At 66.9% G+C, this 12,718-nt stretch carries 11 protein-coding genes and 1 pseudogene; 6 read left to right on the plus strand and 6 right to left on the minus strand.

Going from position 1 to position 12,718, the window contains the following annotated elements:
• Nucleotides 1-468 (minus strand): hypothetical protein, encoded by a 468-nt coding sequence (locus LQV16_RS16350; protein ID WP_229994957.1) that lies wholly within the window; start codon nucleotides 466-468, stop codon nucleotides 1-3.
• Entirely contained in the window at nucleotides 465-3,680 is a 3,216-nt protein-coding gene (locus tag LQV16_RS16355; protein ID WP_229994958.1) for an efflux RND transporter permease subunit, read from the minus strand. Before LQV16_RS16355 ends, LQV16_RS16350 begins: the two co-directional genes overlap by 4 nt.
• Nucleotides 3,681-3,972: 292 nt before the next feature.
• Between LQV16_RS16355 and LQV16_RS16360 the strand changes: the two genes are divergently transcribed.
• Complete coding sequence (locus LQV16_RS16360; protein ID WP_091563932.1) at nucleotides 3,973-4,167, plus strand: DUF1918 domain-containing protein; 195 nt, start codon at nucleotides 3,973-3,975, stop codon at nucleotides 4,165-4,167.
• 24 nt (nucleotides 4,168-4,191) lie between these two features.
• On the opposite strand, the gene LQV16_RS16365 is transcribed toward LQV16_RS16360, so the two are convergent.
• Nucleotides 4,192-5,646 carry a DUF5129 domain-containing protein gene (locus LQV16_RS16365; protein ID WP_229994959.1) on the minus strand — a complete coding sequence of 485 codons (1,455 nt, stop codon included), beginning with the start codon at nucleotides 5,644-5,646 and terminating at the stop codon, nucleotides 4,192-4,194.
• Between the two features lie 103 nt (nucleotides 5,647-5,749).
• Between LQV16_RS16365 and LQV16_RS16370 the strand changes: the two genes are divergently transcribed.
• The 4 genes from LQV16_RS16370 to LQV16_RS16385 all read left to right on the plus strand — a co-directional run bounded on the left by LQV16_RS16370 (nucleotide 5,750) and on the right by LQV16_RS16385 (nucleotide 8,767).
• The gene (locus LQV16_RS16370; RefSeq protein ID WP_229994960.1) at nucleotides 5,750-6,292 is read left to right on the plus strand and encodes a hypothetical protein; all 543 of its coding nucleotides are present in this window, start codon (nucleotides 5,750-5,752) and stop codon (nucleotides 6,290-6,292) included.
• A complete protein-coding gene (locus tag LQV16_RS16375; RefSeq protein ID WP_229994961.1) occupies nucleotides 6,289-7,947 on the plus strand; it encodes a DUF5671 domain-containing protein in 1,659 nt (552 codons plus the stop codon). The genes LQV16_RS16370 and LQV16_RS16375 overlap by 4 nt, the downstream gene beginning before the upstream one ends.
• Nucleotides 7,948-8,052: 105 nt before the next feature.
• Complete coding sequence (locus LQV16_RS16380; protein ID WP_229994962.1) at nucleotides 8,053-8,250, plus strand: DUF1508 domain-containing protein; 198 nt, start codon at nucleotides 8,053-8,055, stop codon at nucleotides 8,248-8,250.
• A gap of 49 nt (nucleotides 8,251-8,299) precedes the next feature.
• On the plus strand, nucleotides 8,300-8,767 hold the full coding sequence (locus tag LQV16_RS16385) for an SRPBCC family protein (RefSeq protein ID WP_229994963.1): 468 nt from the start codon (nucleotides 8,300-8,302) through the stop codon (nucleotides 8,765-8,767).
• Between the two features lie 65 nt (nucleotides 8,768-8,832).
• Here the strand turns inward: LQV16_RS16385 and LQV16_RS16390 are convergent, their stop codons facing one another.
• Nucleotides 8,833-9,873 carry a 2-oxoglutarate and iron-dependent oxygenase domain-containing protein gene (locus LQV16_RS16390; protein ID WP_229994964.1) on the minus strand — a complete coding sequence of 347 codons (1,041 nt, stop codon included), beginning with the start codon at nucleotides 9,871-9,873 and terminating at the stop codon, nucleotides 8,833-8,835.
• A gap of 245 nt (nucleotides 9,874-10,118) precedes the next feature.
• Here LQV16_RS16390 and LQV16_RS16395 point away from each other — a divergent pair, with 245 nt between their 5' ends.
• Nucleotides 10,119-11,231 carry an alkaline phosphatase family protein gene (locus LQV16_RS16395; RefSeq protein WP_229994965.1) on the plus strand — a complete coding sequence of 371 codons (1,113 nt, stop codon included), beginning with the start codon at nucleotides 10,119-10,121 and terminating at the stop codon, nucleotides 11,229-11,231.
• 51 nt (nucleotides 11,232-11,282) lie between these two features.
• Here LQV16_RS16395 and LQV16_RS16400 read toward each other — a convergent pair whose 3' ends face one another.
• On the minus strand, nucleotides 11,283-11,993 hold the full coding sequence (locus tag LQV16_RS16400) for an endonuclease/exonuclease/phosphatase family protein (protein ID WP_229994967.1): 711 nt from the start codon (nucleotides 11,991-11,993) through the stop codon (nucleotides 11,283-11,285).
• A gap of 180 nt (nucleotides 11,994-12,173) precedes the next feature.
• Nucleotides 12,174-12,718 (minus strand): annotated as a pseudogene (locus LQV16_RS16405) (carbohydrate-binding domain-containing protein); the annotation flags it as partial.

Here is a 12,718-nt window from a genome sequence, read left to right on the forward strand (position 1 = left end):
TCACTCGGCCGTATCGAATTCGGTGCCGAGAAGTTCCTCGGCTCCTGTCGTGACCACCACGGTCCCCGCCGGCGGCCCGTCCGTCAGGACGGCAACCTCGCCGTTGATGCGCTGGACCGTGATGGATTGGCGGACGTAGACCCGGGGCTCAGGGTTGGTGTAGACCCACGCCTTGCCCGAGCTGTCGTACAGTATGGCCCCGTAGGGAACGGTGAGCTTCCCGGTCTGGGGATTCATGGCAATGACGGCCGTAGCGATCCCGACCCGTTCGATGGCGTGCTCGGTGAGGGTGAGCCGGTGAAGGTCCGTGCCGGGGACTTCAGCGATCGCCGCCGGTTCGCCTTCGGACGGTGCGGCCTCCGGCGCCTGGGCGCAACCTGTGGCGGCGAGCGCCGTGAACACCGTCACGAACACCGCAACGATGAACACCGCGGCCCTGTTGCCCCGCGGCGAAAGTGTGGAGTTCATGACGCATCCTGGCTTTCAGTCGATGCAGCGGTGCCCTGGCCGGTCCGCGCGCTGGGTGCTGGCTTCGGCTCGAACCGAAGCAGCACGGCGGGCACAACAAACAGGGTGAAGAAGGTTGTTGTCAGCAGGCCGCCCCAAATGATCACGGCGAGCGGAAGAATGATCTCCGTACCTACGACGCCGCCCAGAAGGACCAGGGGCAGCAGCGCCAGGGCTGTTATCACGGTCGACATCAGGACAGGTCCCAGCCTCTCCCTGGTTCCGCGGACCACCAGCGCAGGCCAGGGCGCCGAAGCGTCTCTGGCCCGGAGGCTCCGGACCTGGCCCGTCAGCAGGAGGGCGCCGCGGACGGCTATTCCCAGCACTGCGGCGAAGGCGACCAGGGCCACCAGCGAGTTGACCCCGCCCGTGGCCTGGGCGGCCAGCACACCGCCGGACAATGCCAGGATCAGACCCAGGAAGAGCGGGGCGGCGAGCCGCCAGCTCCCCGTCGCCGTCTGCAGCAGCACCAGGATGCCGGCCGCGGCAACCGCCGCGAGCAGCCAGAGCCACTGGTAATTGCCTTGCTGCTGGGCGTATTGGGTGAGGATCTCGGCATGGTAGGAAATCGGGAACTGCATCTGCTGCAGGGCCGTGTTGATGTCTGCCTGGATGTCGCCCAGCGGACGGCCTTGGATCTCGGCCTTCACATCGATGCGCCGCGAGGTGTCGTCGTGCAGGATCACGGACTCGTTCCCGACCATGGTCACCTGCGCGACGTCGCCGAGGCGGGCGTGGCCGCCGTTGGGGGTGTCAATGATCAGGTTGCGGACGCTGTCAAGGCTGCTGCGGGTGGCCGCATTCCCCTTCACGATGACCGAGAAGACCTTCTGCTGTTCGTAGAGGTTGCCGACTTCAATGCCCTGCAAAAGTGCGGCAGCCGCCCGCCGTACATCACCGGGGACGACGCCGGCCTTCTGGGCCGCAGCCAGGTCCACTTTGACCTCGGCGATCGGCTGTTCGGCGGGCAGGTCGATGTGGGGATTGACCACACCGGCCGTGTGCTCAAGAATCTGCTGCACCTCCGCGGCCTTCTGCCGCAGAATCGCCGGGTCCAGGCCGAAGACGCGGACGGCAAAGCCGCTGTCCGCTTCTTCCCGGATCTGGTCGATGCGTTCCTGCGGGTAGGTGGAGACCTTGCTGGTCAGGCCGGCATAGCCGGTGATCACGCGGTCGACGGCGGCGGCCGTGTCGGCGTAGGACGCGTCGGGGGCCACGGTCACCCACAGCTCGCCGGAGCTGACGTCACCGACCTGATCCGAGGTGATGGCACGCCCGACGTGTCCTCCGACGTTGGCCACGCCTTGCACGGTGCGCAGTTCCACGGCCGCCGCCTCGGTGATCCGGCTCATTTCCTGGTCCGACGTGCCGGCTATAGCGCTCCAGTGAACTACAAGGGTCTTGTCCGCGAGCACCGGCACCACGGGACGTGTCCCGGCCAGCTGGGGTGCGAGTGCCAGTCCGGCCAGCGCGACCACCGCCGCGGCGGCGAATACCCACCGCGTCTTTCGCGTCAGGCGCGTCACGGTCCGGCCGTACCGGCCTTGCAGCCGCGCCAGGGAACGGCGTTCCGGCGCCTTGGAGCCGACCGGAAGGACGAACGCGAGTGCCGCCGTGACCGTGAGTGCCACGATCATCGAGACGACCAGGGCGAGCAGATAGCTCTGGACCAGTGGTCCGAACAGGGCACCGTTCTCACCCCCAATAAAGAGCGCAGGCATGACGGCCAGCGCCATGATCAGCAGCGAGTAGAGGATCGGCGTGCGGACTGCCCGCAGGGCCCCCGGGATCACTGAGTCGCGTCGTTGCTGGTCCTGTGCCTGTGCCTGTGCCTGTGCCTGTGCCGGGGCGGCCTGCGATCCGCTGTCGCCGGAGGCGAGGACTGCCCTGGCCGCGGCGCTGCGTGCCCGCGCTATGCCGTTCAGGTCTTCCGCAACGTCGCCTACCATGACGGCCACGGCCAGCACCATGCCGGCCAGGACCATGGTGTTCATCCCGGTGCCGCGCAGATCGAGCACCAGCGCCGCAGCGGTCAGCGACACGGGAATCGTGATCAGGCTGATCAGGGCCGTGCGCCAGGAACGGAAGAAGGCGCCAAACAGGGCAACGATCAGCAGCAGCGCGATCAGCGCAGCGATACCGAGCGTCCCGACCTCTTCGTCGATAAAGGAGGCCTGGCGGTACACGCTGGTATCAACCGTGACTCCGGGCAAGCCGGGCTGGAGCTCGCGGAGGACCTCGTCAACGCCGCGGGTCACGTCCATCGTGTTGGTCTCCGGGAACTTCTCGATCACCAGCAGCAATTCGGCTTCATTGCTGAGCAGGGCGTCGCCGATCAGGGGCTGGTGGTCGGTTGACACCGTGGCCACGTCCTTGAGCAGGAGATTGCCGGGTCCCTGAAGGGGCACCTGGCCCAAGTCCTCCGGCGTGGTGATCGGCAGAACATGCTGGACGCCGATCCGTTGGTGGCCCGTCTCAAAGAAGCCGCCGGTGCCAGGCGTGGATGCCTCCAGGTAGCTCAAGGGCGACACCCACACTGAGTTGCCGGTGGTCTTGATGACTTCGTCCAGCGTGACGCCCTTGGCCTCGAGCTGCGCAGGATCCACCAGGACTTGAAGCTGCTGGTCGCGCTGGCCCCAGATCGCCACGTTCGCGACGCCGGGCACGGCCAGGAGCCCCGGCTTCATGGTCCAGCGGGCCAGGACGGACATGTCGATGGCCGACATGGCCTTAGACGTCAGCCGGATCATCATGACCCGGCTGGTCGAGGACAGCGGCTGCATGAGCACAGGCGCTGCCGAAACGTTGGGCAGTGCGCGCGCCTGGGTCAGCCGCTCCGAGACCAGCTGACGCGCGCGGAAGAGGTCTGTCCCCGGCTTGAAGACCATCTGAATCGAGGACAGGCCGGGCACGGATTTGGACCGGATTGCCTCAACCCAGGCCACCCCGTTCAGCAGGTCGGCCTCCATGGGGGAGGTGATGAGTTGCTCAACCTCGGCGGCCGAGAGTCCCAGGGCTTCAGTCTGAATCTCTACCTGCGGCGGGGCGAATTCCGGGAAGGTGTCCACGGACATGCTCGGCAGGGTGGTGAGCCCGAGGGCAAGGATTCCTGCCGCAGCGGCGAGGACCAGGAGCCGGAACTGGAGGGTCCAGCGCACGATTGCACTCATCATGGCCGGCACCCCGCAGGCCTCACAGTGATGCCGGGGCTTGCGGAGTTACGGCCCCGTCGGCGTCGCCGGTGGCGCGGGCCGGCGGGCCCGGCCAGCGGGGGGAGCGGGTGGCGCCGTCCGGCCGCGGAACCGATCTCCGGGAAGAGGGTGCTGAATGCTTTTCCTGCTTCACAAAATGCCTGATTGATGCTCACGGCGCGGCTCCTCAATCCAATGCCTAGCGCCCTCCAGCCGACAAGAGCCATAATGATCTTCGGGCACACAGGCGTCAATAGAGATACAGGTGATCGCCATGAAGGCAGTCGCAGGGGACCGCATCATCATCCGGGGGCACACGGTCGAGTCCACGGACCGGCACGGCCTGATCCTTGAGGTGAGGGGGGTCGATGGTGCGCCGCCGTACCTTGTCAGGTTCGACGACGGCCACGAGACGATCATGTTTCCCGGCGGTGATTTCGTCGTCGAACGGCCCGGGAGCGGGCCCTAGACGTATGGCCCTGGAAACTCGGCCCTAGAAACTCGACGAGCTCCCGGACCCGGAGAAGCTGCCGCCGCTGGACCCGTACCCGGTGGTGGTGCCACCGCCGCGCGCGCTGCTGACGCTGCTGACGCCGGTGGTGAAGCCGGTGTTGAAGCTCGGGACCGAGAAGAAGTAGTAGGACGGGTACACCGTTCCGAGGATGCTCGGCTCGTACGCGCGGCCATATCTGGCCTTGGTCCCCGCCTGCGCGCTGTCCATTTCCTGGCGCATAAGATCGGCTTCCTTGTCATTGCGGGCATAGGCGTCGATCAAGGTGTCTGCATGGTTCTTCAGGAGTTCCGAGAGGTGGGTCCGGGCGTCACGCAACCGGTCCAGCGCCGTCTCGGGTGTGATCGAGCCGTCCGCCAGTTCCGCCGACCAGCGCTCCATATCACTCCGGCTTTCATCGCGGAAGGACAGCAGGGCCGCCGCCGTCGCTGAAGTTCCCTCGGCGCTGCGCTGGCTAAGCAGGCTTTCCAGGCCGTCCAGGTCACTGCGGAACGGCGCGAGCTGGCGGTCCCAGGCGGCAGGCCAGGTTGAGCCCCGGTTGAGCAAGGCATTGGTATCGGCGATCACGTCGTCCAGCGCGTCCAGTTCTGCCGCGGCGTCGGCGTAGCTCCGGACCAGTTTGAGATTGGGCCGGCGGCTCAGGTCCCGGCTGCTGAAGGCATGTACCTGGTTGGAAAGTTCGGTGGCTGTGTTGTAGCGGTTCACGAACGTGCGGTGTTTCTCCAGCACCGTGCTCCCGTACCGCGACGACTCGGGAACGGTGCTGGCGTTGAGCTCGGTGACCTGCAGGTCCATGCTGACGTTGGCGTAGCTGGCGTCGCCCCGGGCCAGGTCCTTCCGGCTGGACACCCGGGTCCGCCACCGCACGATCAGCCACGCTGCAGCCGCGCAGACTGCGGCCGCCACCGCCGCCCAGGCCGTGACGAGGAAAGCCGTGGAACGGTACCACGGCTGATTGATGAGTTCGGCGCCGCGGCGGATCCCGGCAATGGTGCCGTCGGTCCACTGCGCATCCCGGAGCAGTTCCTTGGAAGCGTTCTGGATGTCCTCGCGCTGTTCGGGCGAGACCTTCCGGTCCTCACCCATGTACGTCCCCACATGCCGGCCCACCGGATCGAGGGCGAAGATGAACAGCCCGTCGGCCCACTTCTGCCCGTCGGCGCTGATCCATTCGGGATGTTCGGTGCGGGCGAACCGCAGGACTTCCGCGTTCAGGTTGTCCGCGGCCGTGCCGTTGTACGTGTAGATCGCTACTTTGGTGGGCTCGTAAAAGTCGGTGGACTGTACTGCCGGCAGCAGCGTCTTTTGATCCAAAACGCCGGCGCGGTCTTCAACCACGACGGCGGTCGGCGTCACGGCGAGCGCCGCGGGGGCTCCGCCGAGAAGGCCGGCTATCAGCACAACCACACCGGCGAGGGCTTTGCGCAGGATTCCCATTTTCCGAGCGTAGTGGCTGGCTCCAGCGGCGTCGACGCAGACGCCGCTGAAAGGGGACGAAAGACATCATGACCGTGGCTGGCCCTGAGTCCATACTGGCGGCATGAGCCCGCAGCCAGAACGACTGCCTGAAGGTCCGCAGCCTGACGGGCCACAGCCGGAGGAATCCCGGCCGGAGGAAACTCTGGAACCTCGGCCCGTCCGGCCTGACCGGACCCTGCTGGCCATCTTGGTTGCGATCGCGGTGCTCGTGATGGTCGCGCTGACGGTTGTGCTCACCCGCGGGGAACCTGCGCCTCTGGCGGAGTCAACGCCGGCAGGGGTTGCGCAGCGTTATGCCGCCGCCGCCATTGCCGGGGATGAGGCGGCCGCCGCCGCGTACTTGACTCCCGCCGCGCGGAACAAATGCAGCGCCGAGGCACGCCCTGTGGCCCGGAATCTGCGCGTCACGCTGGTTTCCACCACCGAGCGGCCGGAATCCGCAGACGTCAGGGTGCTCATCACCGTGTCAGAGCCGGGCGGTCCCTTCGGCAGCGCCGAATATCAGGTCGAGGACGTCTTCGACCTCGTTCGGTCGGGGAACGGCTGGCTGATCGACACCGCACCCTGGCAGCTGAGCGTGTGCCCGGGCCAGGTGAAGCGATGAGCGCCCAACGGACCGTGCGTCGGCTGATCACCTACGCACTGCTGTTCGCGCTGGTGGTGACCGCCGCCGTCGGGCTTGGCGGACTGCTGGGCCGCCTTCTGGTGGCGGGGACGGAACTGGCCTCGGACGATGTCTCCGGGCTCGCGCGCTCGCTGGCTTTCGCCCTGATTGGCGGCCCGCTCGCGGCAATCTTGTGGTGGGCGGTGTGGCGGCGGCTCGAGGACCCGGAGGAGCGGTCCGCCGTCGGCTGGGGTCTATACGTGGCTGGCGCCTACCTGCTTGCCCTGCTCATTGCCTCCACCAACGTGCTAAACACGCTTTCCGCGCTGATCGGCGGGGATGGCCCGGGATGGCGGCTGTCCTTTGCCGCCTCCCTGGTGTGGGCTGCGGTCTGGGTCTGGCACCGGTGGATGTGGCGTCACCCCCGAAAGGGTCCGACAGCCCTGGCCGACGTCCCCACGGTGCTCGGCTCGGTGCTGGGGCTCGTGCTGGCCGTGGGCGGCGCCGTCTCAGCCTTGTCCACCCTGTTGGACGCCGCCCTGCGGGGTGCCGCGACTGAAGCATCGGTGGGCAAGCAGTGGTGGGTTTCGGCGCTGCAGTCCCTGGTCTGGGCTGTCGGCGGAACCGGTATCTGGTGGTGGCATTGGAAACACGACGGCGGGCGAAAGCTGCGGACCGGGCTGGCCGAGGTCGCGCTCATCACGGTCGGCGTGCTCGGTGCGGGCGTGCTCACCCTGGCCGGATCCGGCGTTGCGCTCTTCGTGGTCCTCCGGCTGTTGTTTGACCGTACCGAGCCGCTGGTGCTCCTGCTGGAGCCACTCGCGCCGGCCGTGGCCGCGGCTGCCATCGGCTCTCTCGTCTGGGTCTACCACGGCAACATCGCGCGCCGGCGGTCGGATGCCACCGTGCAGGGCGGCAGGCTGGTGACCTCCGGCGTAGCCCTCGTCGCGACAGCGTCCGGGATCGGCGTGATCGTCAACTCGGTCCTCGCCATGACGTCGACGCCGCTGGCCGGCGCTGGGGCGCGGACGCTGCTGCTCGCGGGAGTCAGCTCCCTCCTGGTGGGCGGACCGGTCTGGTGGCTCGCGTGGCGGCCACTGGAGCCGGTGGCTGTGGCCGGCGCCGGACTGAACGCACGGCGAATCTACTTGGTCGCCGTGTTCGGCCTGAGCGCCGTGGTGGCAGTGGTCACGCTCCTGGTGATCGGCCTCCGGATGTTCGAGTTCTTCCTGAGCGATGTCAGCGGCGGAAGCCTCATCGAACAGATCCGCGCACCCCTGGGGCTTCTGGTCGCCACTGGGCTCGTGTTCGGATACCACTTTGCGGTGTGGCGGCAGGACCGAACTGTTCTTGCCGCTTCTGGCCTTGCCGCGGCCGGACCGGTGCGTCCGCGGACGATCCATCGCGTGATCCTCGTGGCGGGTTCCGATCCCGAGCCGTTGCGCCGTGTCATCGACGAGGTCACGGGGGCTGGTGTCACAGTCTGGAAGCGGGCCGACGGCAGTGCTGTTGGCGTTGCTGGCGGAGAGGAACGGAGGGCTGGCGGTACGCAGGAAGAGCAGCTGGCCGCCGCACTCGAAGGCGTGGCGGCTGCCAGGGTCCTCGTCGTTGCCGACCAGCACGGGGGCATCGACGTCATCCCACTGCAGGGCTGACGGGCGGCCATCCGATGGACTCTGGTCAGCCCGTTGCGGCAGCGCTAGTCTGTTCCGTGCCGGCTCCCCGGCCGGTCACAGCGATTGAGAAATCAGGGATGCACGATGGCTGGCAAGTTTGAGGTTTACAAAGATAAGTCCGGCGGATTCCGGTTCCGGCTCAAGGCCTCCAACGGCGAGGTGATCGCCTCCTCGCAGAGCTACAAGACCAAGGCAAGCGCCATGGGCGGCGTCGAGTCCGTCAAGAAGAACGCCGCGTCGCCGGTCGTGGACCTTACGGAAGCGGCCGCCGAGGCGGGGTGACCCGCCTGTCCTGCGCCTAGTCGGGCCGGCCACCGCCTAGGATTGCGGCATGTCTACCTACGAAGTTACCCGCAGCGCAGTCATTCCCGCACCGGCCGAGGACATCTTTCCGCTGGTTAACAGCTTCCACGAATGGACCAAGTGGTCTCCGTGGGAGTCAGTTGACCCTGCCATGGAGCGGAACTACTCCGGCAGCGAATCCGGCGTCGGCGCCAAGTACGCCTGGAGCGGGAACCGCAAGGCAGGCGCCGGCACCATGGAAATTGTCGATACCGCCGAGCCGCGCAACATCAAGATCCGCCTGGAGTTCACCAAGCCCTTCAAGGCCGTCAATCCCACCACTTTCACGTTCGCCCCTTCCGGCAGCGGCACCCAGGTCACCTGGACCATGACCGGGGAGAACAAAGGCATCGGCAAGGTCTTCGCGCTGTTCATGAACATGGACAAGATGGTCGGCGCAGACTTCGAAAAGGGCCTCGCCTCGCTCGCTGGCGCCGTCGCCCAGCGAAAAGCCTGAGCCGGGACTCCGCGGACCGCCACCTGACGGCCCGCAAATCCCGGTGACAGTGGGAATTGGGGCCGTCAGGGCTGCTCTGCGGTCCTGACAAGTTCGGGGTGATGAATCCGGGCGACCTCGGGGTGGGCCCGCAGCCAGCCTTTGAGCACGTTGGCGCCGTAGGACGCGAGCATCGGATTGTCCGGATCATCCGTGAGCCCCCGGGACCGGGCCGCGAGTGCGGGCGGAAGCGGCACCGGCTCAATGACGGCGTCGAGCCGGGGCGAGAAGAAGAAGGGGACCGTGTAGCGGTCGACTCCGGGCGGGGGCGCCTCGACGCGGTGGATGGTGGCCGCCAGGTAGCCCTGGGTGGCGACTTCCAGCATTTCCCCGAGGTTGACCACCAAAGCCCCCGGAGTCGGCTGCACCGGAATCCAGCTGTCGCTGCCCGGCGGGAGCACCTGCAGGCCGCCGACCTGATCCTGGAGCAGCAAGGTGACGAAGCCGTAGTCCGCATGGGCGCCCACTCCCTGGGGTCCGGCATCCGCGACGACGCCGCCGACGTAGTGGACAAGTTTGGCCATCCAGGCCGGTGAGTCCCGGAACGGTTCGTCGAAGTAGCCTTCCGGCAGTTGCAGTGACACGGCAATGGCGCTGAGCAATTCTGCGCCAACGCGGGACATGCGGTCCGCCCAGGCCATGCATACGGTGCGCAGCTCGGGCAGCGCCCGGTCCGGCATCAGGTTTGGTCCCTGGACCAGCCAGTACGGCTGATCCGGCGGGTAGTTCTCGACGGCGGGGCGCTCGGGCCCGAAGTCGAGCTGCTCGCGGGCGTCCGGCCGCCCCTGGGTGATTTCATGGCCCAGCCGCGTGTAGCCGCGGAAATGGGGTGAGAGCCGGTTGTCGAGTTCGAGCCTTGACTCAAGCGGGAGCTCGAAGAACCGCCGCGTGACGTCGAAGAGTTCGTCCACCTCGGCGGCAGAGGCTCCGTAACCCGTCAACTGGAAGAAGCCCACCCGGTGCGTGGCGTCGCGCAGGGCATCAATAAACGCCGGGTCAAACGTGCCGTCCTGACCTCTGGCGGTGCTCAGGTCCAGGAGCGGAATGGAATCCGATGGTGCGCTCATGAGTGCAAACTACCACCACAGCATTCACTACTGAACGGTAGGCCAGCCCCGGGACCGGAAACGCCGGTGTCGCGCGTTCCCGGCCGCGGGTTCCCTGGTCTCACGGCCACGGCCACGGTCTCACTGCCACTGCCTCACAGCCACAATTCAGGGTCCTCGCGGGATTTCTTGACCGCGGTGTGAAAGAGTGCAACCACTGGAGCCGCCAAGGCCAAGCTGATCGGTCAATCAGAAAGCCGGAATCCATGAGCCGGAATGCCACGAAAACTCATCGACGAATCGCCGTGCGGCTGCTGGTTGCAGCAGTCCTGGTGGTGTCGGCTGCGGCCTGCGAGCCGCCGCCGGGCGGCGGCCCGGGTCCCACGGCCGGGGGTACGGCCACCGCGGGCGCCGGGTCGAAGCCGGGGCACGTGTTCGTGATCAATCTCGAGAACAAGGGCTACAACGAAGTGTGGGGCGCAGGCTCTGAAGCCCCGTACCTGTCGCAGACGCTTCGCAGCCAGGGCGTCCTGCTTTCCGAGTACTACGGGATCGCCCACAACTCGCACCCGAACTACTTGGCCCAGATCTCCGGGCAGGCGTCCAACGCGATGACCCGCGCCGACTGCCCCACCTACGCCCCGTTCCGGCTGACGGGGACCGCCTCGCTGGGGCAGGCGGAGGGCACCGGGTGCGTGTATCCGGCGTCGGTCCCTACAGTGGCCGGGCAGCTCAGCACCGCCGGCAAGACCTGGAAGGGCTACATGGAGGACATGGGCACGCCATGCCGGCATCCCGATCTTGGCTCGAGGGACACAAGTCAGCGTGCCGAAGTGGGAGACCAGTACGCTACCCGCCATAACCCCTTCGTGTACTTCGAATCCATCACCTCGTCACCGGAATGCCAAAGCAATGTGGTGGATTTTGGCGAACTCGCCGGTGACCTCCGGTCCGTGGCCACCACGCCGAACCTGTCCTACATTTCGCCCAATCTCTGCAATGACGGCCACGACAGCCCCTGCGTCGATGGCAGCGCGGGCGGACTGGCCGCCGCCGACAGTTGGTTGAGCCGGCAGGTCCCGGCGATCCTGGATTCCCCGGCCTTCAAACAGGACGGGATGCTGGTCATCACCTTCGACGAATCCGAGGGCAAGACTCAGGGACCGGCAGGACTGCTGCCCGGAGGGACCGCCGGCGGAAAAGTAGGAGCCCTTGTGCTCTCACCCTTCGCTAACGGCGGAACCACCTCGAACACGCCCTACAACCACTTCAGCCTCCTGGCGAGCATCGAAGACGCCTTCTCCCTCCCGCGCCTGGGGTACGCCGGGGCGCCGGGCCTGAACAGCTTCGGCGAGGACGTCTTCAACGCCGGTTCCTAGCGGCAGCGCCGGCCGCCGGGACCGACCCGGCAGGAACGGCAGGAACGGCCGCTAAGGGGCCGCGGGTGCCGCACCATTGCCGTTGACCTCCTGGCCGTATTCGGCCGAGATCAGGATGGGAAGGTGGTCCGAGGCGCCGCGGGGCAGCGTTTCCACGCTTTCGATCTCGAGGCCCTGGGAAGTGGCAAAGTCGAAATGGCCCTTGAAGACTTTGTACCGGGTGTAGGTCCGGCGGTCACTCATTGTCAGATCGTAGCCGGCGTCCTTCATCTGCGCTGTCAGGGTCTTGGTGAAGAACGGATAGTTGAAGTCACCCACCATCAGGGACATCAGGCCTCCGCCCATGCTGAGCAGCTCGGCGTGGGCGGCATGGATCTGGTTCCGCCGCAGCGAGTTGGACGCCGTCAGCGGTGCCGCGTGGAAGGATGCGATAACGAGCCCGTGGTCGGTCTCGTTGTCGGTCACGCGCGTGCCGATAAGCCGCTCGTGCGCGGGGGAGAGGACGCGGTCGTGCATGGACTTCTTGAGGGCGAAGGTCTTGGTCTCGTAGGCCGTGAAACGGCTCATGCGGTAGTAGATCGCCAGGCCCAGCCGGTTGCCCTTGGTGGAGTCGGCCAGGTGCAGATCCCCGATGGTTTCCGGCAGATCGTCCGTGTCGCACTCCTGGAGGCACAAAGCATCAATCTCGAAATCGCGGGCCAGATCGACCAGCTCGCCGCTGGCCGCGTGCTTGCGGAGGTTGTAGCTGATGACTCTAAGCAGGGGGAGCACCTCTTCGGTGGATAGTGGTTGAAACCTCACCCGAGTCTACCTAGTCGGGGTGGATCGAGTGGGAATAACCGCAACGCGAGTCCGGATCCAAGCCCGAAACGCAGCAGCCAGCGAGTCCTCCGCCGGCCGCTGCGTTCACTATGTCAGCGGTGCCAGGCGAGCCTTCTGTGTTCAGGGGCGGCCGCCGGGGCCACGCGCCGCGGTGTACTCCCCGGCGGTGACTGTGCCCTGCTGCTGCGCGCCGTCAAGGGATCCCTCACCCAGGCCCGCAGTAACCTGCGCCGTTCCGCCGGTGTAGACGGTGTACTGCTCGCCGGCTGTTATCGCGGCGGAGGAAAACACGAGGGAAGCCGTCTGCTTCGAGGTCACGAAGGTTGCCACTGCCTGGCCGCTGGAATCGGCCAGCTGGATGGTTGTCCCGGCCGGTACCGCCGTGGCCAGGGTGACCTGGGCCCCGGACTGCGTCGAGGACGTTCCCGGGGTTACCGCCATGCCGGCGCTTCCGGCCGCCGCGACGGTGCCGCCGCTGACGGCGAGTTCACCGTTGACGTCCAGCGCGCCGTTGCCGTCGTTGCTTGGCCCGTTAACGACCACCGTGCCGCCGCTGATGCTGGCGTTGCCATTGGAGTCCAGCCCGTCGCCCTCGGAGTTGATGGTGACCTCGCCGCCGCTGATGTCCACGGAGTAGTCGCCGACGCTGTCACCCCCGCCCATCC

Source organism: Arthrobacter sp. Bi26, assembly GCF_918697925.1.
GTDB lineage: Bacteria > Actinomycetota > Actinomycetes > Actinomycetales > Micrococcaceae > Arthrobacter.

Excerpts from the sequence above, each read along its gene's own strand:
- LQV16_RS16350 (WP_229994957.1), bottom strand. The coding sequence starts at position 468 with ATGAACTCCACACTTTCGCCGCGGGGCAACAGGGCCGCGGTGTTCATC.
- LQV16_RS16355 (WP_229994958.1), bottom strand. The coding sequence starts at position 3,680 with ATGATGAGTGCAATCGTGCGCTGGACCCTCCAGTTCCGGCTCCTGGTC.
- LQV16_RS16360 (WP_091563932.1), top strand. The coding sequence starts at position 3,973 with ATGAAGGCAGTCGCAGGGGACCGCATCATCATCCGGGGGCACACGGTC.
- LQV16_RS16365 (WP_229994959.1), bottom strand. The coding sequence starts at position 5,646 with ATGGGAATCCTGCGCAAAGCCCTCGCCGGTGTGGTTGTGCTGATAGCC.
- LQV16_RS16370 (WP_229994960.1), top strand. The coding sequence starts at position 5,750 with ATGAGCCCGCAGCCAGAACGACTGCCTGAAGGTCCGCAGCCTGACGGG.
- LQV16_RS16375 (WP_229994961.1), top strand. The coding sequence starts at position 6,289 with ATGAGCGCCCAACGGACCGTGCGTCGGCTGATCACCTACGCACTGCTG.
- LQV16_RS16380 (WP_229994962.1), top strand. The coding sequence starts at position 8,053 with ATGGCTGGCAAGTTTGAGGTTTACAAAGATAAGTCCGGCGGATTCCGG.
- LQV16_RS16385 (WP_229994963.1), top strand. The coding sequence starts at position 8,300 with ATGTCTACCTACGAAGTTACCCGCAGCGCAGTCATTCCCGCACCGGCC.
- LQV16_RS16390 (WP_229994964.1), bottom strand. The coding sequence starts at position 9,873 with ATGAGCGCACCATCGGATTCCATTCCGCTCCTGGACCTGAGCACCGCC.
- LQV16_RS16395 (WP_229994965.1), top strand. The coding sequence starts at position 10,119 with ATGAGCCGGAATGCCACGAAAACTCATCGACGAATCGCCGTGCGGCTG.